The following is a 21,865-nucleotide window of genomic DNA, read 5'->3' as shown; positions in this document are numbered from 1 at the left end:
CTCAGGGCGCTGTGCGACCAGGGCCGCAAAGCATTTTCATCCCTACGGCAAGGCTTACTCGAAACTCTCGGCGAACGGGATTAGAACCACATTCCGACGTCGTCCGCTCGGGCGAATGCCACGTTGGAATGTGGATGATCCAGATGAAGAGCAAACCCGCTCCCCGTGCCGACCGCATGGGTGCGCGCCAGATTTACGAAGCCCTGCGGGATCAGATCATGACGCGGGTGTACGGGATCGACGGCTTGCTGCCGTCCTCGCGCGCGCTGGCCGGTGAGATGGGCGTGGCGCGCTCGACCGTCACCGTGGCCTACGAACAGCTCACCGCCGAAGGCTTCATCGAGACACACCGGGGCGCGCGGCCGCGTGTGGCTCGCGCCGTCGTCGAACGGGGACGCAAGCGCGTAGTGTCGCGGCCATCGGCGCGGAAGGTGCGGCTGTCGGACTTCGGGGAACGGTTGCTTCAAGACCCGCCGCGTTGGACCGAGCCGCCGCGCGGCCTCGTCGCGAACTTCCGCTACGGCGAGCTCGCGCCGTCGGATTTCCCGGTGCGGGCATGGAAAAAGGCCGTGACTGCTGCGATGGCCCGTAAGCCCGAGCGGCTGGCTTATGACGATCCCTGCGGCGCTCTGCGGCTGCGGACCGCGCTTCAGGGCTATCTCTGGCGATCGCGCAGCGTCCGCTGTGAGGTCGATCAGATCGTCGTCGTGAACGGCTCGCAGCAGGGCCTCGACATCTGCGCGCGCCTGCTGCTCGACGCCCGCGACCGCTTCGTGATGGAGGATCCAGGCTATCAGATGGCGCGGCATACTTTTGCGGCGACGGGCGCCGAGACGATCCCGATTCCCGTTGACGCGGATGGACTGGAGACAGCGCGGCTGGATGGCGTCGAAGCCCGCCTCGCCTATGTCACGCCGTCGCACCAATATCCGCTGGGCGGCGTCATGCCGATCGGACGCCGGCACCAATTGCTGGCCTGGGCCAGGGCAAACGACGCCTTTGTGATCGAGGACGATTACGACAGCGAGTATCGCTATAACACCAGGCCGATCCCGCCGCTGCACGCGCTGGATGGCGGCGGCAACGTGATCTATCTCGGCACCGTCTCCAAGACGCTCTCCCCAACCTTGCGTATCGGTTATCTGGTGGTGCCCGCCGCCCTGCGATCCGTGTTCGCCGCCGCCAAGCAGATCATGGACCGGCACACGCCGCTGATCGAACAGCACGCTCTCGCGTCGATGCTCGAAAGCGGCGCCTATGACGGCCACATCAGGCGCGTGCGTCGGCGCAACGCCGAACGCCAGCAGGCGCTGCTCGACGCGCTTCGCCGCCGGTTCGGGGATCGCGTCCGGATCGAAGGCACGGCCGCAGGCCTGCATGTCGTGGCGTGGTTCGATGAGCTGCCGCAGAAGCGTGAGGACGCGTTGATCAAGGCGGCCCATGCAAAGGGCGTCGGCATCTATTCCGTCTCGGCACTGTTCGTCGGACCTCGTCGACCGCGGAAGACGGTCGGCCTCGTCATGGGCTATTCGGCACTGGAGGTCGCACAGATCGAGCGCGGCTGCAGGCTTCTCGCACAGGCCGTCGCCGAACTGGACTGATCAAATAGACGCTAACTGGCAGTTTCTTGCAGGCCAGATTCCGGCTATCTCCAGACCGACACCGGAGATAGACCATGTACATCCCTCCCGCCTTCAAAGACGACATCGAGAGCATCCGGGCGACCATCCGCGGCGCCCGCCTCGCCAGTCTGGTCACGGCTACCACCGAAGGCCCGGTCGCCACGCCGCTGCCGCTCTTTCTCGATGAGAGCGAAGGCGAGCATGGCGTGCTGTACGGACATGTGGCGAAAGCCAACCCGCAATGGAAGCTGCCGCCGATCGGAGATGCGCTGGCGATCTTCAGCGGTCCCGACGCTTATGTGACGCCATCCTGGTACGCGACCAAGCAGGAGACCGAAAAGGTCGTGCCGACCTGGAACTACGTCGCGGTGCATGCCTACGGCCCCGTCGAATTTTTCCAGGAGCCCGAGCGCCTGCTCGACGTCGTAACGCGGCTCACGAACAGACACGAAGGATCGCGGGCCAAGCCGTGGGCCGTTACGGATGCCCCCGCCGATTTCATCGCGGCGCAGCTGCGCGGAATCGTCGGCGTGCGCATTCCAGTCGTGCGGTTCGAAGGCAAGCGCAAGATGAGCCAGAACCGCCCCGAGGCCGACCGCGTCGGCGTCGCACGAGGTCTCGCAGCGAGCGAGAACGCAGCTGATCGCGAGGTTGCGCTGTTGATTCCGGTTCCGGTGTAGTGGCCACCTGGTTCCCGACCTTCGCTGTCGGGAACCATCGTCCTGTCAGGTTCGTTGATACATTTCAGCAAGCATCTCCTGACAGGATCCCTATGTGCCGCTGGATCGCATACCGGGGCGAGACCACTTCGTTCGAACCCTATGTCACCGAGCCCGAGCATTCGCTGATCGCGCAAAGCATCCGCTCGCTCCAGTCGACGGCGGGGTCGAATGGCGACGGCTTTGGCCTGGGCTGGTACGGCGAGCATCCGGAGCCCGGCCTCTATCGTGAAACACGCCCCGCCTGGTCGGACGAGAATCTGCGCTACCTCTGCCGCCATCTGCGCTCGCATTTGTTCTTCGCCCATGTGCGCGCCGCCACGGGCACGGCCGTGACGCGGCAGAATTGTCATCCGTTTGCCTGCGGCCAGTGGATGTTCATGCACAACGGATTCGTCGGCAGCTGGAATCGCCTGCGGCGCAAGGTCGAGGCGCTGATCCCCGACGCCTATTACCCCTCGCGGCTGGGCACGACCGATTCGGAAGCCGTGTTCCTCGCCATGATGGGCGCGGGTCTCGATGCCGATCCGCTTGGAGCAACCCGGCGCGTGCTGCAGGCCCTCGTCGGCCTCGTCAACGAGGGCGAGCTTCGTGAGCGGCTACGCTTCACCAGCGCCATCGCCAACGGCCGGGATCTCTATGCCTTTCGCATTGCGGTCAACGATGCCGCCAACACGCTGTATTTCCGCGAGGCCGGCGGCCAGGTCATCGTCGTGTCCGAGCCGTTCGACAAGGAGACGGACTGGACGGAAGTGCCCCCGAATCACGCCCTGGTCGCGCGCGCGTCCGAAAGCGCGAAAATTGTTCCGTTCGACCTTGCAATTTCCGGTGGGTCCAGCGCGGAACCCGCCCCTGTCAGAAGGATTATCGCCCGCAGGTAAGGCCTTGGCCGGGTGGGCACGATGACATTGGCTTCAGACGTTTTGAAACTGCTGCGGCTCGATTCCTCCGAGGACAGGCAGCACCTCGTCATTCGCTCGGCCGGCGGGCGCGGCAAGGCTGCGGAATATTCGTTCGGCATCGAGGAGGAATACTTCCTCGCCGATCGCCGCAGTCTGGAGGTCGCGATCCAGACTCCCAATGAGCTGTTTGAGTCGGCGAGCTGGTCGACCGGCGGTCAGGCGATGCGGGAGATGCTGCAATCCCAGCTCGAGGTCGCCACCAACGTTCACGTGGATGTCAACGACGCGCGCGAAGAGCTTCGCTTCCTGCGCCGCGAAGTCGCGAACGTCGCGGCACAATACGGCTTCGTGATCATGGCCTGCGGCACGCATCCGACCGCAGTCTGGCGCATGTCGCAGCCGAGCCCCAAGCCACGCTACGAGGAGATGATCGAGGATCTGCGCAGCATCGGCCATCGCAACATGATGTGCGGCATGCATGTGCACGTGCAATTGCCCGATCCCGAAAAGCGCATGGCGGTGATGCGGGCGATGCTGGCGCATCTGCCGCTGCTGATCGCCCTGTCGACCTCCTCCCCGTTCTGGAATTCGCACAAGACCGGACTGAAAGGCTACCGGCTCGCCGCCTATTCAGAGCTGCCGCGCACCGGCCTGCCCGAATTGTTCGAGGGCAGGCAGGACTACGACGAATATGTCGGCGCGTTGCAGCGCTCCGGCGTGATCCCCGATGAGAGCCACATCTGGTGGGCGATGCGCCCCTCGATGAAGCACCCGACGCTGGAGCTTCGCGCGCCCGACACCTGCACCATCGTCGACGACGCCGTAGCCATTGCCTCGCTCTACCGCTGCCTGACCCGTTATCTCTACCTGCGGCCTCATCTGTCGAAAGAGGTCACCGCGGTCGAACGCGCAATTGCGGTGGAGAACAAATGGCGCGCCCAGCGCTACGGCACCGACTGCATCTTTGCCTCCAGGGACGGGCCGGTCACCATCGCGGAGCTGCTCTCCCGCGTGATCGACGACATCGCCGAGGACGCGGCCGCGCTGAACTGCGCCGCCGAGGTCGAGCACTGCCGGACCATCGTGGAGCGTGGCAGCTCGGCTGAATTCCAGCTTCGCGCCTTCCGCGACAATGCGGAGGACATCGGAGCCGTCTCGCGCTGGATCGCACAGGCGACAATTTCGGGGACGAGCACTCCGGCCGCAAGCGTCACTGCGCCGTCATAGCGCCCGCGCAAGCTTCGGGAGCGAGAATGTCGTTCCTGAATTCTTGAGGTCTGCGGAGAGAAGCATGAATCGGGTCAATTGTTGCGCCGGCTGCGGCCATGGACTCATTCCGATGCTCTCGGCCAAAGGTCGCCCGGAGCTCAGCTGCCTGTGGTGCGAACTCATCGACGCGCGCGCCGTCGATATGGCAAAGTGGGCTGACAGCCCGTCCGGGAAGCCCGAGGTCACCGTCCGTCGGTCGTTCGAGTGAACGGCTTCAGACACCCGGCCACTGGGATTTTCTGGTCGGCGCGGCTGCACGTCCGCGCCAGGATGCCGACAAATTAGACAAGTCACGTCTCGTCACCGGAATCGCGGCTTGGCGAAAAGGGCCAGGCTGGCTGGCGAAGCGTGTCATCTAACCTCAGGTGCAATCTCGATTTTTCTTCGCGTGGCGTCGAGCCGAACAGCCCGCACGCCGCCCGACACCCCGACTGGCCCAAAATTCGCAAGGCGGCATCAGGCCTGATTCCCTGCTCTCCCGTGAATTGGAGCAGCAAGTGCGTGCGCCCCAAGCCCGGATGCAAAGAACCGGATGCAAAGCCCGGATGAGCGGCCAGATCGGAGAATGCTATGAACGTGCATGCCGCCGGCGATCTCAAATTCACCGGCCTCACCCGCCCGGACGGCGCGCCCCTCCGCCTCAACGCTCAGGATTTCGTGGCGATCGATCGCGACCGGAATGCGAAGTTCGAGGCGACGTACCGGCCGCAGGCCCTCTACAATCGCGCCAACGAGGGCTTTCACGCCAACAACGAAACCTTCCTCCTCCACGAGGTCGCGACAAACCTTCCGATCTACCTGCCGGACACCGGTCCGACCGATTTCCATCTTCATCTGCCACCGGGCGGCTTTCAGCTCGTTCTGGTCACCTCGGGCGCGTTCACCTTCGACTATGACGGGCGCTTCTACAATGTCGGCCCCGGCGCGGTGATGCTGCAGAGCGCGATCGTTCACCGCCAGCTGTTCTACACCTGGTCGGGCCTGTCGACCGAAGAGAACCTGCAGACGCCGCAGACGGTGGTGCCGGATCCGATTTCCATGGGCTATTCCGGCAAATTCCTCGAAGCTTTCATCACCGATCCAACGACCTTTCCGAACCCCACGATTGTCGGTCCGGATCAGATCAACGAAGCCGAGACGCCGCGTGTGGCCTGGAGCCACCCTCTTCACGATCGCCCGGTCGATGCCGGTTTCTGGCTTCAGGACCCCTTGGCGCTGGATGCGCTCTTCAAGCCGCTCACCGATAGCCCCATCAAATCGCCCACGCTGGTTTACGTGCGCGATATCGGGATCGAAATTCCGAGCGGTCATCTCGTCACCGGCCATATCATCGCAACCGACCCGCGTGGCCAGTCGCTCCTGGCGAAGAGCACATCGGCTGCAGCGGACGCCACCTGTTTGGCCAAGGGCGAGGTTGTGATCTATCGCGTCATCCGCGGTACGGCCGAATTCAGGAACAAGGCCGGTGAAACTTTCGAGCTCGCGGCGGGCGACGTCGTGACGGCGGGCAAGAACGCGACAAGCCTGGTCGGAATCGGCGAGAACACGCAAGTTCTCCGGCTCGGTCTTCTCAAGGGCATGAATGACCTTCGCGGCTGGACGCCGACGCAACGCGACGAGATCGACGGCTTGGCAGGCCAGATCATCACGCAGAAGGACGTTCGTCCCCTGCGCACCGAGGGCAAGCCGGTCGGGTATCTGTACGAGTAAGGAACATGTCTCCCGAAATCCCCGGAATGCATGATTCCCGCTCGGCGCGGTCATGAACAAGGGACTGACGATCAAGACCGGGCAGACCCACGTTCAGGCCTATACCAAACCGCTGCTCGCAAAGATCATCGAGGGTGAAATCGACCCCAGCTTTGTAGTGACTCATCCCGCAAGTCTCGAAGATGCGCCGGAGATGTACCAAAAATTCCGCGACAAAGAAGCCGGCGTTATCAAGGTCGTCATGCCACCTGGGCGCTAAACAGGACATGTCCCTCCCCGTCATCCAACCTGGCGCCGCGCCGGAAACGCAGCATTGAAATCTGCGATTGGCGCCAGTCTTACGCCAAAGCAGGTCCCCCTATGCTGAGGGTCTTTCCGTCTGCAAGCGGTACTGGTAGTTCATAGGTCATCGACATGCGCCTTGAGCACCCGCTTCGTTAGTGACACCCGCCATCACCAGAACCTGCGGAACGTGCACCGCCTGCTGTGATGGCTGGCTTCAAATCGAGGTGCGCGGGCACAAGGTGCGCAAAGGCCAACCGTGCCCGTTCAGCATCGCGCATCGGTGCTCGATCTATCCTGAGCGCCCGCAGCATCCATGCCGCGAATTCACCTGCGGCTGGCTGGTCGCCTCCAGCCCACTGCCGGATTGGATGCGGCCGGACCAATCCAGGATGATCATGCTGGCCGCCAATTTCTTCTGGCGGGGCCTGTCGGTCGATGTCGCGGTGCCGGTCGGTGAGCAGCCGAAGAAGAAGGCCCTGGATTGGCTGACGAGATTTTGCGCCGAAAACAGGCGGCTGCTCGTCTACCAGATCGGGGACGAGTGGTTCGCGTTCGGACCGCCGGGGTTCCAGACCGACATCGCCAGCCGCCTCGGCCGCGGCGAAAAGCTCTGGGGCAATTGAGGCAAGCCCTGAAAGCAATTGGCTTTTTGGCTGCGTACCGTGCATGCCCCGCAATGCGGCAGATCGCCGCGCACACCACTTTATCAGGAATAGTTGTATTTTGGGCACACTCATCCGAAAAGCGACCGGCTGGACACCAATGCATTTGTATATGGCATCTGGCATACCATACGTTCCTCTTTATCCCGGGCCCATCAGAGAGCCCGCGGCGATGAAGGGGAAACGACATGAGGAAGGCCTTTCTGCTCGGCACAGGCTTCGCAGCCCTTTGTGCAACCACAATCAGTCAACCGCTGCGAGCTGCGACCATCGACGACGTCGTCGCGCGTCTCGATGCACTCGAGCGCAACAACGCAAAGCTCGCGAAGGAGAACGCGCAGCTTCGTGAACGCGTCAATCACATCGGAGAGTCGAAGGCCGCGGTGACCGCCATCGCCCCGGTATCACCCAAGGGCAACCCCGTTCTGCATGCGGCGGTCGCGCCGTCGCCCGCACCTGCACCCGAGCATACCGTCGTCAGCATCGGCGGCGCTCCGCTCTACAGCAAGGCGCCCGGAAGCAATCCGTTCATCGACAATACGACCGTGACGCTCTACGGCCATGTCGATCTCTCGGGCGACATCTTCAACGCCGGCGTCTACGACCAGGGCACCAAGTTCGGCGTCTCCAGCAATCTCACCTATTTTGGCGTTCGCGCCCGGCACAACCTCGATCCCTATGGCTATCCCGGATGGGCGGCCATCGCGCAGTTCGAGTCGCTTGTCGAGGTCGCAGCGGTTCCGACCGAACGCGCGGCGTTCGGCACGCGCGACAGCTTCCTCGGGATGGAAAGCCCCTGGGGCACGATCAAGGCCGGCAAGGCCGACACTCCCTACAAGAAGGCCACGGCGAGATTCGATCCGTTCTCGGCCACGCTCGGCGACTACAACTCGATCATGGGCAACACCGGGGGCGATCTTCGCGCCGAATTCGATTGGCGCGCCGCGCATGCGATCTGGTATGAATCGCCGGTGTGGAACGGCTTCCAGGCCACCGTCATGATCTCGCCGGGACAGAACACGGCGAAGGACAACAGCGACTTCGCGCTCGGTGACTTCAACTGCCCCGCCACCTCGTCGCGCGGCAGCGGTTCGGGCTTCCCGCTCACATCCGCGCCGGAAGGCTGCACCGACGGCTCATACGGCAACCTGTACAGCGCATCGCTGATCTACAACCAGGGGCCGTTCACCGCGGTTGCCGCCTACGAACTCCACGAAGGGACCAACCGAACGGGCGACGAGGCGGTGACGCCTCTTAGCAATGGCGGCGTGCTGGTCGTGCCGCCGGGATCTGTCGGCATCGCGAACGAATGGGCGGCAAAATTCGGTGCGGGCTACAAGTTCAACGACATGATCGGCAGCCTCCAGCTCTACGGAATCTACGAGATCATGCGCCGCGAGAATACGTTGGCCGCCTTCAACGAGCGTTCGCGCGATGGCTACTTCCTGAGCGCGACCCAGACGGTCGACAAGTGGGACGTCAGCGCCTCCTGGGCGCACGCCAACGCCTCGCCCGGCTCGCCGGGCACGGGCGTCCTTAATGCCTATCCGGTCGCAGGTGTTCCGGTCTCTGCTCCAGCCGGTGCCGCGGACTTCGCGCTGAACAGCGTCAACTCCAGCGCCGACCAGTACGCCCTCGGCGTGAAGTACCATTTCAGTCCATTTGTGAGCTGGTACCTCGTGGGCAGCTATCTCCGGAACGGACCGGGCGCACATTACTGCCTCGGTGTGAGCGGACACGGCTACGGTGTGTGCGGGCGCGACGCCAACAACAACGTCGTTGCCGGCAACAAGGCCGAAGCCGTCACGACCGGCATGACGTTCGACTTCTGATCAGAGAGAATACAACGGGGAGCCGGTCGCGGGTCCCCGTTGTTCAAACTCCTACTCCGCCGCCTGGCGCACGTGGCGCGCGGTCGGCGTGCGCATCGTCACCAGCTCTTCGGCCGCGGTCGGATGCAGCGCGAACGTCGCGTCGAAATCGGCCTTGGTCGCCTTCATCTTCACCGCAATCGCGACCGCCTGCGTGATCTCGGCGGCGGCATCGCCGACGATGTGACAGCCGAGCACGCGGTCGGAGGCGCCGTCGACCACGAGCTTCATCAGCACGCGGGTATCGCGGCCCGACATCGTCGCCTTGATCGGACGGAAGGTCGTCTTGTAGATATCAACGTGGCCAAACTGCGCGCGCGCCTCGGTCTCGGTGAGGCCGACGGTGCCGACCTCCGGCTGCGAGAACACCGCGGTCGGGATGGTGGCGTGATCGACCTGCACCTCGCGCTTGCCGAACACGGTGTCGGCAAACGCATGACCCTCGCGGATCGCGACCGGCGTCAGGTTGAAGCGATGGGTGACGTCGCCGATCGCGTAGATGCTGTCGACCGAGCTCCTGGAGAAATGATCGACCGCGATGCCGCCGTTGTTCGGGTTGATGGCGACGCCGGCCTTCTCCAGGCCGAGATTGGCGACCGCCGGATGGCGGCCGATCGCGAACATCACCTGGTCGGACGCGATGCTCGATCCGTTCGACAGATGCGTGGTGAATTCCTCGCCGTGGCGATCGACCTTGGCGACCGTGCAGCCGGAGAGGATGGTGATGCCCTGCTTCTCCATCTCGGCGCGGACGTGCGTGCGAACATCTTCGTCGAAGCCGCGCAAGATGTTGTCGCCGCGATAGATCACGGTGACGTCGGAGCCGAAGCCGGCGAAGATGCCGGCAAACTCCAGCGCGATGTAGCCGCCGCCCTGGATCACGATCCGCTTCGGCAGCTTCTTGAGGTGAAACGCCTCGTTGGAGGAGATTACGTGCTCGATGCCGGGAATCGAGGCGCCGTGATTGGGCGCGCCGCCGGTCGCGATCAGAATGTATTTTGCGCTGATCTTCCGGTCGTTCTCGAGCAGGCGGACGGTGTGCTTGTCCTCGATCACCGCGCGGCTCTTGACGATGCGCGCGCCCGACTTCTCGACATTGGCGGTGTAGGCCGCCTCCAGCCGCGCGATCTCCTTGTCCTTGTTGGCAATCAGCGTCGGCCAGTCGAAGGTCGCGGGCGGAACGGTCCAGCCGAAACCCGCGGCGTCCTCGAGCTCGTGACGGAAGTGCGAGCCGATGACGAACAGCTTCTTCGGCACACAGCCGCGGATCACGCAGGTCCCGCCCATGCGGTACTCTTCCGCGATCGTCACGCGGGCGCCGTAGCCGGCCGCGATGCGGGCGGCACGCACGCCGCCCGAACCGCCACCGATGACAAAGAGGTCGACGTCGAATTCAGCCATTGTCCACCCCGACCTCTTTCAGGAACTCCCGATCAGATAGGTATTGTCAGATTTCCTTGCCACGCTTGCGCATCTCGGCGCGGAAGTTGCCCATCACGGTTTCGGAGAAATTCTGGGCCCAGGAGTTCATGAAGGCCATGCTCAGGCCGATGGCGCGCGGCTCGGCATCGATCAGCTTCTTGCCCAGCGGCGACTTGTAGAAGGTGACGAGATCCTTCAGCTCCTGCTCGGTGAACTCGCTGGCATAGACCTGCGCCATGCCTTCGCCGATCTCGCTTTCGCGGCCCTTGAGCTGCTGGGCGACGACCTGTGCGACGTCGGTGAGTTCCTTCTGGTAGTTGAGGTTCTGCTGGATCAGCGCGATCTTGGTCTTCTCGACCAGGCCTGGCACGGCGTTGGCGTACATCGCGCCGGCGTTCTTGATCGTGAGGATCTCCTTGGCCGCCGCGATGGCCGCCGGCGAGGATTTCGGCGGGGCCGCCTGCTGGGCGACGGCCGGGGCAGCCGAGAGGGCCAGTCCCACAGCGAGGGTCACGGCCGGCAAGAATCTCAAAAAGCTCGTCATTCCTAGTCTCCTTTCGGCTTTCGCCGTTCAATCACGCGAATTCCCTCGCCACCCGCCAAAACAGCCGAGCTGGCCAAGCCGATAAACAACCCATGCTCGACGACGCCGGGGATCGCGTTCAACGCCTTGGCAAGGCGCGGCGGATCCACAATACGGCCGAGCTGGGCATCGAGGATCCAGTGGCCGCCATCGGTGACGAAAACGTGGCCTTCTTTGGCGTTGCGGACCGCCATCTGCCCGGAAACACCGCATTGCGCAAATGCCTTCTCGATCGCGCGGCGCGTCGCGCCAAGCCCGAACGGGATGACCTCGACCGGCAACGGAAACTTGCCGAGCGTCGGCACCCATTTGGAGTCGTCGGCAATCACGATCATGCGATCCGAGGCAGCGGCGACGATCTTCTCGCGCAGCAGCGCGCCGCCGCCGCCCTTGATCAGATTGAACTCGGGATCGATCTCGTCGGCGCCATCGACCGTGAGGTCGAGATGGTCGATCTCGTCGAGCGTGGTCAGCGGCACGCCGCAGCGTATCGCATCGAGGCGTGTCGCCTCGGAGGTCGGCACGCCGATCACCTTGAGCCCGGCCTGCACGCGCTCGCCGAGCAGCTCGACGAAATGTTTCGCGGTCGAACCGGTGCCGAGCCCGAGCTGCATGCCGTCACGGACGTCATCGAGGGCGCGCGCCGCAGCCTGCCGCTTCAACTGGTCCATGTTCACGATGCGCCCGCCTCTGAATCGAAAGTGCCGCCGATATAGCCGCTTGCGGCGGCCTATGTAGCCTCGTTTTTCCGGCTGGAACAGGCCTATAAGCGGATCTTATGGGGCCGCCCCTTGCGCCAGTACGGCCGGGCCGGTAGCGCTTGGACCATGACCTCCTCCAAACTGACCTCCCCTCACACCATCGTCTTCGATCTCGACGGCACCCTTGTGGATACGGCGCCCGACCTGATCACCGCGCTCAATTACGTGCTCGACCGCGAAGGGCTGCCGCCCGTGCCGATGGCCTCGGCCCGCAACATGATCGGCGCCGGCGCCCGCAAGCTGATCGAGCGGGGGCTGGAGGCCGAGGGCCGCAGTGTGACGCCGGCGGACATGGACCGGATGACGGCCGATTTCATCGCCTATTATGCCGACCATATCGCCGTCGAATCCCGGCCTTTCGAGGGGTTGGAGGCCGCGCTCGACCATTTTGCGGCCCAGGGCCATCGCCTCGCGGTCTGCACCAACAAGCTGGAATGGCTGTCGAAGCGGCTCCTGGACCAGCTCGACCTCAGCCGGCGGTTCGCGGCGATCTGCGGCGCCGACACTTTTGGCGTCCAGAAGCCGGATCCGACCATTTTCCGCGAAACCGTGGCGCGCGCCGGCGGAGAGGTCAAAGCCAGCATCATGGTCGGCGACGCCGGACCCGATGTCGGCGTGGCGCGGCGCGCCGGAGTTCCCGTGATCGGGGTCAGCTTCGGATATACGGACGTCCCTATCGCCGAGCTGAAGCCGGACCGGCTGATCCATCATATGCGCGAGCTGCCTGCCGCAGCCCACAGCCTGATGACGGCTTAGCGCTCACAAACCACTGACTTAGCTAGGCTATTTCGCGGAACCCTGCGTTAACCATCTATTATCTATGCGCTGTGCGCCGGTTGCCTGCCCCAAACGACACTCCTATGGTCCGGGCGGGGGATGTGGCGGTTCGTCGCAGTAGAAGTGGATGGTCATGCGTCGTGTCATCGCGATTGCGTTAGCGGGGGTGAGCCTCCTGGGAACAACAAGCCTTGGTGGCTGCTCCTCGACGTCTTCGATGTCCTGGGACATGTTCAAATCGGCGCCGCCGACCGTCCAGGTCAGGCTCGAATCCAATCCGCCGGGCGCGGACGCCGCGACCTCGCTAGGCCCGGGCTGCAAGACCCCCTGCTCGGTCTCGGTTCCTGCCCCAGACGCCCCCTTCACAGTCGCTTTCGCCCTGCCCAGGCACCAGCCGGCAAGCGTCCCGGTGAACGTGATCAGGAACCCCGGCGATTTCACCACACCCGCCTCGGTCACGACCGACCCGAATCCGGTTTTCGCGGAGCTCCAGCCGGCCACCCCGCCAAAACCGGTCCGCAAGCCGCACCGCCCGAAGAAGCCGAAACCAGCTGCCGAAGCGCCGGCCGCCGCCGCACCGGCCGCGGGCTCGCCGTTTCCCGATCCGAACGCAGGCAAGCGCTGATCCAAGCGCCGACCTATGTAACGCACCCGATTGTCCTTGCCCCATCCGATGCTTAGATTGCTTTCAGAGCACCGCTGAAGCAAAGGTGCACCCGTCGCCGTCAGTGACAAGGCCTCTCGTATGAACGGACTTTCCGCGAGCCCCCTCGCCCAGGCGCGCCCCCGCGACCCGCTGTCGAGCGCGATGACCGATCCGTTCGGGCGGACCATCTCGTATTTGCGCGTGTCCGTCACCGACCGCTGCGACCTGCGCTGCTTCTACTGCATGTCGGAAGACATGACGTTCCTGCCCAAGGCGGATCTGCTGACGCTGGAGGAGCTCGACCGGCTCTGCTCGGCCTTCATTGCCAAGGGCGTGAAGAAGCTGCGGCTCACCGGCGGCGAGCCGCTGGTCCGCCGCAACGTCATGACGCTGGTGCGCTCGCTGTCGCGGCATCTCAAGAGCGGCGCGCTGAACGAGCTGACGCTGACGACCAACGGCACCCAGCTTGCGAAACATGCAAGCGAGCTTGCCGATTGCGGCGTCCGCCGCATCAACGTTTCGCTCGACACGCTCGACCCGCAAAAGTTTCGCGAGATCACCCGCTGGGGCGAGATCGACAAGGTCTTGGAAGGCATCGAAGCAGCGCGCGCCGCAGGGCTTGCCGTGAAGATCAACGCCGTGGCGCTGAAGAACCTCAACGAGGACGAGCTGCCTGAGCTGATGCGCTGGGCCCACGGCAAGGGCATGGGGCTGACGCTGATCGAGGTCATGCCAATGGGCGAGATCGGATCGGGCCGCATCGACCAGTATCTGCCGCTGTCGCTGGTGCGCGCGCGGCTCGCCCAGCAATTCACGTTGACGGATCTGGCCGAGAGCACCGGCGGGCCGGCGCGCTATGTCAGCATCGCCGAAACCGGCGGCAAGCTCGGCTTCATCACGCCGATGACCCATAATTTCTGCGAATCCTGCAACCGGGTGCGCGTCACCTGCACGGGAACGCTGCACACCTGCCTCGGCCACGAGGACGCCTCTGATTTGCGCAAACCTCTGCGTGCATCTGATGACGATATGCTGCTTGCGGATGCGATCGACCGGGCCATCGGGCTGAAGCCCAAGGGCCACGATTTCATCATCGACCGCCGGCATGACCGCCCCAGCGTCTCCCGGCACATGAGCGTCACCGGCGGCTAGCATCGGCTGGCCGGCCGCGGCTTATTCCCCTTAACTATCAACAAACTTCCGATTGACTGCCGCCAAACTCGCTGGTTTGGTGCGGCTGCCTCATGCCTGCGCGGCGAGACAAGCCAACGCGCCACTCGGCGCAGTCAAGACGGCCGGGGCAAATCGGGGAGGACCAATCTTGCAAGCGCTCCTGAAGCTGAGCAATGGAATTGACGCGTTCACACGTTGGACGGGCAAGCGTCTGGCTTGGCTGATCCTGCTCGCAGTGATCATCTCGGCGCTGAATGCGATCGTTCGAAAGACGTTGGACACGTCCTCCAACTCGTGGCTCGAGCTGCAATGGGTGCTTTTCAGCATCGTGTTCCTGCTGTGCGCGTCCTGGACGCTGCTCGACAACGAGCACATCCGGATCGACATCTTCAACAGCATGATGCCGAAGCGGGTTCGCAACATCATCGACATCATCGGGCACCTCTTCTTCCTGATCCCGCTGACCGTTGTCATGATCGTCACCGGGGTACCGTTCTTCCTGCGCTCACTCCAGATCAACGAGCAATCCGGCAATGCGGGCGGCCTGCCGCAATGGCCGGCCAAGTCGCTGATCATGATCGGCTTCGCCCTCCTGCTCGTTCAAGGCATCTCCGAGCTGATCAAGCGAATCGCGATCATGCGCGGCATGATCCCGGACCCACACGAGTCGCAGGTGTCCGCACTGGAGGCCGAGGTCGAGCACCTCGTCGAAGCGATCGAAAAGAAGTAGCCGTTGGCGACGGTTTAGGGGGAAGTCATGACCGCGTTTATTATCGCCAATCTGGCGCCCATCATGTTCGCGACGCTCGTCGTCGTGCTGCTGCTCGGCTACCCGGCGGCATTTTCGCTCGGCGCCGTCGGCCTGTTCTTCGCCATCATCGGCGTCGAGCTCGGACAATTCCACCCGGACTTTCTCCAGGCGCTGCCCGAGCGCGTCTACGGCGTGATGAACAACGACACGCTGCTCGCCATTCCCTTCTTCACCTTCATGGGGCTGGTGCTCGAGCGCTCCGGCATGGCCGAGGATCTGCTCGACACCATCGGCCAGTTGTTCGGCACGATCCGCGGCGGCCTCGCCTACGCGGTGGTGTTCGTCGGCGCCCTGCTTGCGGCGACGACCGGCGTCGTGGCGGCCTCGGTGATCTCGATGGGCCTGATCTCGCTGCCGATCATGCTGCGCTACGGCTATGACCGCCGCGTGGCGACCGGCATCATCGCGGCCTCCGGCACGCTGGCGCAGATCATTCCGCCCTCGCTCGTCCTGATCGTCATGGCCGACCAGCTCGGCAAGTCGGTCGGCGACATGTACGAGGGCGCGTTCATTCCGGGTCTCGTGCTCGCGGGCCTCTATGCGGGATACGCTTTTCTCGTGACCCTGATTTTCCCGAACGCTGCCCCGGGCCTGCCGAAGGAAGCCATCGGCTTCCGCGAGGAGAGCGGCGACCGCGGCCTGAGGTCGCTCGGCGTCCTGTTCCTGGCGAGCTGTGTGTTCGGCTGGTTCATGATGCGGAATTCGGAGACCCACGGCGCCGACTTCGTCGTGCTCAGCATGTTCTTCGGCATCCTCTTCGCGTTCTTCGTCGCGATCGCGAACTGGGCCATCGACAAGCTCACGGGCTTCCGTTTCCTCTCGAAGATGGCGCAACAGACCACCTTCGTGATGGTGCCGCCGCTGTTTCTGATCTTCCTGGTGCTGGGCACGATCTTCATCGGTGTCGCGACGCCCACCGAAGGCGGTGCGATGGGCGCAGCCGGCGCCCTCATTCTCGGTGCCATGAAACGTCGGCTGACTTGGGACCTCGTTCGTCAGGCGGTCGAATCGACGGCAAAGCTCTCCGCCTTCGTCGTCTTCATCCTGGTCGGGGCACGCGTATTCTCGCTCACCTTCTACGGCGTCAGTGGCCACGTCTGGGTCGAGCACCTGCTGACCTCGCTGCCCGGCGGCCAGGTTGGCTTCCTGATCTTCGTCAACGCGTTCGTGTTCGTGCTGGCGTTCTTCCTCGACTTCTTCGAGCTCGCCTTCATCGTGATCCCGCTGCTCGGGCCCGCGGCGGAGCATCTCGGTATCGACCTGATCTGGTTCGGCGTCATTCTCGGCGTCAACATGCAGACGTCGTTCATGCACCCGCCGTTCGGATTTGCGCTGTTCTATTTGCGCTCGGTCGCGCCAAAGGAACGTTATACCGATCGCGTCACCGGCAAGCGCATGGAGCCGGTCACGACGGGACAGATCTATTGGGGCGCGGTGCCGTTCGTCGTCATCCAGCTCATCATGGTGCTGCTGGTGATCACGTTCCCGTCGATGGTGATGCACTACAAGGGCGTGCAGTCCACAGTCGATCCCAACAGCATCAAGATCGACATTCCCCAGATCGATCTGCCGCCGCTCGACTTCGGCCAGCCGAAGCAATAGAGCGTTTTCGAGCGAAGTGGGTACCGTTTCGCGTGAAGAAAACGCGTCAAACAAGAATCTGGGGCTTCGGTTCTGATTCAATCAGAGCCGAAGCTCTAGCGCCCGGCCCTCCGCAAAAAAGAAAACCCGGAGCTTTCGCTCCGGGTTTTTTTCGTTTAGGCGGATCGCTCCCGGCGATCAGCTCTGCGAATTGCGCGCCATGAAGTTGTCATAGCCCACTTCGGCGACCTGGAACCACTGATAGCCATTGTTCGAGAACGCGGTCAACGATTCGTAGACCTTCTTGAAGTCCGGGTTGGTGGCCGAGACTTCGTTGTGCAGCTCCTTTGACGCCTTGAAGCAGGCCTGCATGACCTCGGGCGAGAACGGATGCAGCTTGGCGCCGGCGGCGAGCAGGCGCCGCAACGCCGGAGGATTGGACTGGTCGTACTTCGCCATCATCCAGTTGTTGGCGTAGTGCCCCGCCTGCTCGAGGATGCTCTGATAGTGCTTCGGCAGCGCATTCCACTTGTCCTGGTTGACGAAGGCGAGAAGCATCGGCCCCCCTTCCCACCAGCCCGGGAAGTAATAATGCGGCGCGACCTTGACGAAGCCGAGCTTCTCGTCGTCATACGGTCCAACCCATTCGGCAGCGTCGATGGTGCCCTTCTCCAGCGCCGGATAGATGTCGCCTCCGGCGATCTGCTGCGGCACCGCGCCGAGCTTGGCCATCACCTTTCCGGCGAAGCCGCCGATGCGGAATTTCAGCCCGCTGAAGTCCTGAGGCGTCTTGACCTCCTTGCGGAACCAGCCACCCATCTGACAGCCGGTGTTGCCGGCAAGCAGCGAGACGACGTTGTACTTCTTGTAGAACTCGTTGAGAATCTCCCTGCCGCCGCCCAGTGTGTACCAGGCCTGGTTGATGCGCATGTTCGGTCCGAACGGCACCGACGATCCGAAGGTGAAGGTCGGGTCCTTGCCAAAATAATAGTAGGACGCGGTGTGGCCGATTTCGCAGGTGCCGTTCTGCACGGCATCGAGCACCTGAAGGCCCGGCACGATCTCGCCGCCGGCAAATGTCTGAATCTGGAATTTGTTGTCGGTCGCTTCCGCGACCATCTTGGCCATCATCTCGGCGCCGCCATAGAGCGTATCGAGTGATTTCGGCCAGCTGGTCGGCATGCGCCATTTGATCTCGGGCGTCGTCTGCGCGATCGCTGGAGCGGCGAGCGTGGCGACACCCGCCGCACCAAGCCCGGTGACCTTGATGAAATCTCGTCTTTTCATGATTTCCTACCCTGATGGATTGTGACGGTGGGCCTTCTTGCCGAGGCTTGGAGGCCAGCATGGAACATGTGTCGTCCGATTTCCATCCCTCACGACGTGAGGGACAAAAATGCCCAGCTCCCGCGCCATCCGGTCCTACGACTTTAGGCTTAGGCGACCGGCGCTGGCCCTCCACGCCACGTTCGCCTCGGCGGGGCATGACGGCTGCGCCGGGCACGTGACAAGCGCCGGAAACACGGGCATACCGCGCCATCCCCCAACCTAGGGCCGCCACGCATGTCTCGACCGCACCCTGCTCCATCGCTCGTTGCTCCGTTGATCGCGTCGCTATGGCTGGCAAGTGCTGCAATCACGGCGCATGCGGAGCCCGGTGCGAAGGTCATGGCCGACATCCATGAGCTGGCGCAAAAGGAGCAGCAGCCGCTACTCGATACGCTGCGCGATCTCGTCAGCATCGAATCCGGCAGCAAGGATGTCGAAGGCTTGAACCAGATCGCCGAGCGCGTAGCCGGCCAGCTCAAGCAGCTCGGCGGCGCAGTGGAGATCCTGCAACCCACCGACGTCTATCGCCTCGACGACACACCCGAGAAGATCGGCCCGGCCGTACACGCCGTGTTCAAGGGTACAGGCAGCAAGAAGATCATGCTGATCGCCCACATGGACACGGTGTACCTGAAGGGCATGCTGAAGGATCAACCGTTCCGTATCGACGACGACAAGGCCTACGGCCTTGGCATTGCCGACGACAAGCAGGGCGTCGCGCTCATTCTCCATACTGTGGCGTTGCTGCAGAAGCTGAGCTTCAGGGATTACGGCACGCTGACGGTGCTCACCAATGGCGACGAGGAGATTTCCTCGCCGGGCTGGCGCAGCACCATCACCAGGTTCGCCTCGGATCAGGATGTGGTGTTCTCGTTTGAAGGCGGTGGTACCGACGGCACGCTGCGGCTGGCCACCAGCGGCATCGGCTCGGCCTATCTCACGGTGCAGGGCAAGTCCTCGCATGCAGGTTCACGACCCGAGGGTGGCGTCAACGCGCTTTACGAACTCTCGCACCAGGTGCTGCAGATGAAGGACTTGTCTAAACCGGAGCAGGGCCTGAAACTGAACTGGACGGTCTCCCAGGCCGGCACCAACCGTAACGTGATCCCCGCCGAGGCTACCGCCCAGGCCGACGCGCGCGCGCTAAAGGTCGCCGATTTCAACGAGCTGGAGAAGACGCTTCAGGAGAAGATCAAGAATCACCTGCTGCCCGACTCCAGGGTCGCGCTGAAATTCGAGGTGCGCCGTCCGCCGCTGGAGGCCAACGACGCCTCACGCCGCGTGGCGGCATACGGCAAGACCATTTATCAGGAGCTTGGACTGCCCCTCAAAGTCGACGAGAAGGCGACCGGCGGCGGCACCGACGCCGCGTTCGCCGCGCTCAAGACCAACGGGGCCGTGGTGGAAGGCATGGGCCTGTCGGGCTTCGGCGCGCATTCCAACGATGCCGAATATGTGCAGCTCAACAGCATCGTGCCGCGGCTTTATTTGACCACGCGCATGATCATGGATTTGTCCACCGGCAAGCTGAACTAGCTGTCGCTTTCCCCGTCTCCCTTGTGGGAGCGTGAAGCAACCTGCCTGAACCGCAGCGTAAACTCCGCGCCGCCACCGGGGAGGTTCTCCACGGCAACCGTCGCATCATGATCGTCGGCCACCCCGCGCACGATCGACAAGCCCAGGCCCGCACCGTCGCTGCGCTGGCGGTCGGCGCGCCAGAAGCGCTGAAAGATCAATTCGCGCTCCGCTTCCGCGATGCCCGGGCCGCAATCGCGCACCCGCACGGCACCGTCCTCGCTGACCTCGATATCGACGCAGGTATCCCGTGCCGTGAACTTGATGGCGTTTTCGGCGAGGTTGAAGATCGCACGCTGGAGCATCTCGGAATTGCCGTGGATCAGCACCGGCGCGTCAGTGCCCTTGAGGGCAACGTCCTTGTGCTGCGCGATCGCGAACGGTGCGATCGCGCCGACCACTTCGGCGCAGACGGCGCGTAAATCGGCGGTCTCGCCGGGATCGAGCACCAGCGTGTCGAGCTCGGCGATCTCCAGCAGCTGGGCGACGATGCGGCTCATGGCTTCGATGTCGGCATCCAGCGCCTTCCTCGCGGCGCCGTCGTGAAGCGTCTCGACGCGCGTGCGCAGGATCGCGAGCGGAGTGCGCAATTGATGCGCGGCATCGGCCGTGAACTGCCGCTGCACGCGAAAGCCGTCCTCGAGACGATCGAGCGCGTGGTTGACGGCGGTGACGAGCGGCATGATCTCGCGCGGGATCTGCTCGGTCGGCAGGCGGATGTCGGTGCGCGCCGGCCCGATATTGCTCGCCTCTTCCGAGGCCTTCCACAGCGGCGCGATCGCGCGGCGGAAGATGATGATGTCGGTGGCGAGCAGGATCAGCAGGATCGGAATGGTGGTCCATCCCACTCGCCGGAAGAAATTCGACACGATGTCGTCGATGATGACGTCGCGGTGCGCGAGGTCTTCCGCGACGCGAATGCGTATCACCTTGCCGTCAACGGTGCGGGTGACGCCGGCGCCGGAGATCGTCTCGGAAAGTGGCGGCGCGGCTGTGGCCGTGCCCGTCTTGTGGCGCGACGAGAACAGCAGATGACCCTCCGCATCACGAATGTCGTACTGGTAGCGGCCATAGGCTTCTGAATAGAGGCCCCTGAGGCTGTCGGGCAGGTTGAACGTCAACAGGCCGTCGGGCTGGGCGACGATGCGCTCGGCGAGCACCTCGGCCTGCGCGCGCATGGCGTCGCGGTGCAGCTGGTCGATCTCGGAATTGAGCAGCCAGAACAGGACCAGCGGCAGGAAGATCGCGACCACCGCGATCGCCACGATGTGCAGGAACACGATGCGCCAGATCAACGATTTGAAGGTCGGCGATCTCGCATAGAAGCGGGCGCGAGTTCCGACCTGCGCCACCTTACTTCTCCTCGGCCATGAGATAGCCGACGCCGCGAATGGTGTGGATCACGACTTTTGCGCCGTGCTCGGTGAGCTGCTTGCGCAGCCGCGAGACGTAGACCTCGACCGCATTTGAGGCGACCTCGCCGTCGAGGCCGAAGATGTGATCCTCGACGTTCTTCTTCGGCACCACCCGCCCCTGCCGGCGCAGCAAGATCTCCAGCACCGAGGTCTCGCGCGCAGAGATGATGCGCGGCTGGTCGTCGACGAAGATCTGGCGACTCTCGGTGTCGTAGACGAGGTTGGCAAGGCGCAGCGAGCGGCCGAGCAACTGGCCCGGCCGGCGCAGGATCGCCTCCAGCCGCGCCACCAGCTCCTCCATCGCGAACGGCTTTGCGAGATAGTCGTCGGCGCCGCTGCGCAGGCCACTGACGCGGTCCTGCAAGCCGCCGCGCGCGGTCAGCACCAGCACCGGCAGCGGCTCCATCTGCCGGCGCAACTCCCGCAGCACCGACAGCCCGTCGCCGTCGGGCAGACCGAGGTCGAGGATCATCGCGGCATAGCTGACGCTGCTCACCGCCTCGCGCGCCTCGGCCACGCTGCCCACGATGTCGCTCTCGTAGCCCGCCGCCGACAGCCCGCCGGCCACCAGCCGCGACAGCTCGGCATTGTCCTCGACGATCAGAAGGCGCATCGCATGTCCGCCGGATAGGCCGGTTTCACCGCACGGCTCGCGCCGCATCTTCGCTGTCTTCCACCATCCGAGGCCGGACGGCCAGCGAAAAAGCTGCGGCGGCCCCTGCCGCTCGCCTCCGTCAGGTTCCTGTAAGGCA

General features: G+C 63.8%; 19 protein-coding genes and 1 pseudogene. 14 read left to right on the top strand and 6 right to left on the bottom strand.

Going from position 1 to position 21,865, the window contains the following annotated elements; translation table 11 throughout:
- Nucleotides 1-134 precede the first annotated feature (134 nt).
- From IVB31_RS03715 to IVB31_RS03680, 8 genes and pseudogenes are all read left to right on the top strand, one after another.
- Nucleotides 135-1,601, top strand: coding sequence for a PLP-dependent aminotransferase family protein (locus IVB31_RS03715; protein ID WP_247318637.1), 1,467 nt, complete (start codon nucleotides 135-137; stop codon nucleotides 1,599-1,601).
- Between the two features lie 74 nt (nucleotides 1,602-1,675).
- A complete protein-coding gene (locus IVB31_RS03710) occupies nucleotides 1,676-2,302 on the top strand; it encodes an FMN-binding negative transcriptional regulator (RefSeq protein WP_247318635.1) in 627 nt (208 codons plus the stop codon).
- Nucleotides 2,303-2,394: 92 nt separating this feature from the next.
- Entirely contained in the window at nucleotides 2,395-3,222 is an 828-nt protein-coding gene (locus IVB31_RS03705) for a class II glutamine amidotransferase (protein WP_247318634.1), read from the top strand.
- Nucleotides 3,223-3,243: 21 nt separating this feature from the next.
- Nucleotides 3,244-4,470 (top strand): carboxylate-amine ligase, encoded by a 1,227-nt coding sequence (locus IVB31_RS03700; protein WP_247318632.1) that lies wholly within the window; start codon nucleotides 3,244-3,246, stop codon nucleotides 4,468-4,470.
- Nucleotides 4,471-5,082: 612 nt separating this feature from the next.
- On the top strand, nucleotides 5,083-6,222 hold the full coding sequence (locus IVB31_RS03695) for a glucuronate isomerase (RefSeq protein WP_247318630.1): 1,140 nt from the start codon (nucleotides 5,083-5,085) through the stop codon (nucleotides 6,220-6,222).
- Nucleotides 6,223-6,259: 37 nt separating this feature from the next.
- Nucleotides 6,260-6,481: pseudogene (locus IVB31_RS03690) on the top strand (glutathione-dependent formaldehyde dehydrogenase); the annotation flags it as partial.
- Between the two features lie 265 nt (nucleotides 6,482-6,746).
- Nucleotides 6,747-7,130 carry a hypothetical protein gene (locus tag IVB31_RS03685; RefSeq protein WP_247318628.1) on the top strand — a complete coding sequence of 128 codons (384 nt, stop codon included), beginning with the start codon at nucleotides 6,747-6,749 and terminating at the stop codon, nucleotides 7,128-7,130.
- A gap of 227 nt (nucleotides 7,131-7,357) precedes the next feature.
- Nucleotides 7,358-9,001 (top strand): porin, encoded by a 1,644-nt coding sequence (locus IVB31_RS03680; RefSeq protein WP_247318626.1) that lies wholly within the window; start codon nucleotides 7,358-7,360, stop codon nucleotides 8,999-9,001.
- A gap of 51 nt (nucleotides 9,002-9,052) precedes the next feature.
- Here IVB31_RS03680 and gor read toward each other — a convergent pair whose 3' ends face one another.
- Genes gor through rpiA form a run of 3 tightly spaced genes read right to left on the bottom strand, consistent with a single transcriptional unit; the run spans nucleotide 9,053 to nucleotide 11,722 of the window.
- Nucleotides 9,053-10,441, bottom strand: coding sequence for a glutathione-disulfide reductase (gor, locus tag IVB31_RS03675; RefSeq protein ID WP_247318624.1), 1,389 nt, complete (start codon nucleotides 10,439-10,441; stop codon nucleotides 9,053-9,055).
- A 46-nt stretch (nucleotides 10,442-10,487) separates the two neighbouring features.
- Nucleotides 10,488-11,006 carry a DUF2059 domain-containing protein gene (locus IVB31_RS03670; protein WP_247318621.1) on the bottom strand — a complete coding sequence of 173 codons (519 nt, stop codon included), beginning with the start codon at nucleotides 11,004-11,006 and terminating at the stop codon, nucleotides 10,488-10,490.
- 2 nt (nucleotides 11,007-11,008) lie between these two features.
- Nucleotides 11,009-11,722 carry a ribose-5-phosphate isomerase RpiA gene (gene rpiA / locus IVB31_RS03665; protein ID WP_247318618.1) on the bottom strand — a complete coding sequence of 238 codons (714 nt, stop codon included), beginning with the start codon at nucleotides 11,720-11,722 and terminating at the stop codon, nucleotides 11,009-11,011.
- Between the two features lie 165 nt (nucleotides 11,723-11,887).
- Between rpiA and IVB31_RS03660 the strand changes: the two genes are divergently transcribed.
- The 5 genes from IVB31_RS03660 to IVB31_RS03640 all read left to right on the top strand — a co-directional run bounded on the left by IVB31_RS03660 (nucleotide 11,888) and on the right by IVB31_RS03640 (nucleotide 16,815).
- Entirely contained in the window at nucleotides 11,888-12,562 is a 675-nt protein-coding gene (locus IVB31_RS03660; protein ID WP_247319417.1) for an HAD family hydrolase, read from the top strand.
- Between the two features lie 154 nt (nucleotides 12,563-12,716).
- Entirely contained in the window at nucleotides 12,717-13,208 is a 492-nt protein-coding gene (locus IVB31_RS03655) for a hypothetical protein (protein WP_247318616.1), read from the top strand.
- Between the two features lie 120 nt (nucleotides 13,209-13,328).
- Nucleotides 13,329-14,381, top strand: coding sequence for a GTP 3',8-cyclase MoaA (gene moaA, locus IVB31_RS03650; RefSeq protein ID WP_247318615.1), 1,053 nt, complete (start codon nucleotides 13,329-13,331; stop codon nucleotides 14,379-14,381).
- 169 nt (nucleotides 14,382-14,550) lie between these two features.
- A complete protein-coding gene (locus IVB31_RS03645; protein ID WP_247318614.1) occupies nucleotides 14,551-15,132 on the top strand; it encodes a TRAP transporter small permease subunit in 582 nt (193 codons plus the stop codon).
- A 27-nt stretch (nucleotides 15,133-15,159) separates the two neighbouring features.
- Nucleotides 15,160-16,815: a TRAP transporter large permease subunit gene (locus IVB31_RS03640; protein ID WP_247318612.1), complete on the top strand. Its 1,656-nt coding sequence runs from the start codon at nucleotides 15,160-15,162 to the stop codon at nucleotides 16,813-16,815.
- A gap of 177 nt (nucleotides 16,816-16,992) precedes the next feature.
- Here IVB31_RS03640 and IVB31_RS03635 read toward each other — a convergent pair whose 3' ends face one another.
- Entirely contained in the window at nucleotides 16,993-18,081 is a 1,089-nt protein-coding gene (locus IVB31_RS03635; RefSeq protein ID WP_247318610.1) for a TRAP transporter substrate-binding protein, read from the bottom strand.
- Nucleotides 18,082-18,357: 276 nt separating this feature from the next.
- Here IVB31_RS03635 and IVB31_RS03630 point away from each other — a divergent pair, with 276 nt between their 5' ends.
- Nucleotides 18,358-19,659: a M20/M25/M40 family metallo-hydrolase gene (locus IVB31_RS03630; RefSeq protein ID WP_346730847.1), complete on the top strand. Its 1,302-nt coding sequence runs from the start codon at nucleotides 18,358-18,360 to the stop codon at nucleotides 19,657-19,659.
- Here the strand turns inward: IVB31_RS03630 and IVB31_RS03625 are convergent.
- Both IVB31_RS03625 and IVB31_RS03620 read right to left on the bottom strand, forming a co-directional pair.
- The gene (locus IVB31_RS03625; protein ID WP_247318606.1) at nucleotides 19,656-21,050 is read right to left on the bottom strand and encodes an ATP-binding protein; all 1,395 of its coding nucleotides are present in this window, start codon (nucleotides 21,048-21,050) and stop codon (nucleotides 19,656-19,658) included. The two genes, IVB31_RS03630 and IVB31_RS03625, sit on opposite strands and share 4 nt — an antisense overlap.
- 1 nt (nucleotide 21,051) lies before the next feature.
- Nucleotides 21,052-21,726, bottom strand: a complete 675-nt coding sequence (locus IVB31_RS03620; protein ID WP_247318605.1) for a response regulator transcription factor — start codon at nucleotides 21,724-21,726, stop codon at nucleotides 21,052-21,054.
- Nucleotides 21,727-21,865 lie beyond the last annotated feature (139 nt).

Source organism: Bradyrhizobium sp. 21 (assembly GCF_023073335.1).
GTDB lineage: Bacteria > Pseudomonadota > Alphaproteobacteria > Rhizobiales > Xanthobacteraceae > Bradyrhizobium.
The sequence above is the reverse complement of the archived record's forward strand: the minus strand, read 5'-3'. Positions and strand labels throughout refer to the sequence as shown.

What these genes read in the sequence shown, in the direction of transcription:
- IVB31_RS03715 (WP_247318637.1), top strand. Translation starts at nt 135, where the DNA reads ATGATCCAGATGAAGAGCAAACCCGCTCCCCGTGCCGACCGCATGGGT.
- IVB31_RS03710 (WP_247318635.1), top strand. Translation starts at nt 1,676, where the DNA reads ATGTACATCCCTCCCGCCTTCAAAGACGACATCGAGAGCATCCGGGCG.
- IVB31_RS03705 (WP_247318634.1), top strand. Translation starts at nt 2,395, where the DNA reads ATGTGCCGCTGGATCGCATACCGGGGCGAGACCACTTCGTTCGAACCC.
- IVB31_RS03700 (WP_247318632.1), top strand. Translation starts at nt 3,244, where the DNA reads ATGACATTGGCTTCAGACGTTTTGAAACTGCTGCGGCTCGATTCCTCC.
- IVB31_RS03695 (WP_247318630.1), top strand. Translation starts at nt 5,083, where the DNA reads ATGAACGTGCATGCCGCCGGCGATCTCAAATTCACCGGCCTCACCCGC.
- IVB31_RS03680 (WP_247318626.1), top strand. Translation starts at nt 7,358, where the DNA reads ATGAGGAAGGCCTTTCTGCTCGGCACAGGCTTCGCAGCCCTTTGTGCA.
- gor (WP_247318624.1), bottom strand. Translation starts at nt 10,441, where the DNA reads ATGGCTGAATTCGACGTCGACCTCTTTGTCATCGGTGGCGGTTCGGGC.
- IVB31_RS03670 (WP_247318621.1), bottom strand. Translation starts at nt 11,006, where the DNA reads ATGACGAGCTTTTTGAGATTCTTGCCGGCCGTGACCCTCGCTGTGGGA.
- IVB31_RS03655 (WP_247318616.1), top strand. Translation starts at nt 12,717, where the DNA reads ATGCGTCGTGTCATCGCGATTGCGTTAGCGGGGGTGAGCCTCCTGGGA.
- moaA (WP_247318615.1), top strand. Translation starts at nt 13,329, where the DNA reads ATGAACGGACTTTCCGCGAGCCCCCTCGCCCAGGCGCGCCCCCGCGAC.
- IVB31_RS03640 (WP_247318612.1), top strand. Translation starts at nt 15,160, where the DNA reads ATGACCGCGTTTATTATCGCCAATCTGGCGCCCATCATGTTCGCGACG.
- IVB31_RS03635 (WP_247318610.1), bottom strand. Translation starts at nt 18,081, where the DNA reads ATGAAAAGACGAGATTTCATCAAGGTCACCGGGCTTGGTGCGGCGGGT.
- IVB31_RS03630 (WP_346730847.1), top strand. Translation starts at nt 18,358, where the DNA reads ATGTCTCGACCGCACCCTGCTCCATCGCTCGTTGCTCCGTTGATCGCG.
- IVB31_RS03620 (WP_247318605.1), bottom strand. Translation starts at nt 21,726, where the DNA reads ATGCGCCTTCTGATCGTCGAGGACAATGCCGAGCTGTCGCGGCTGGTG.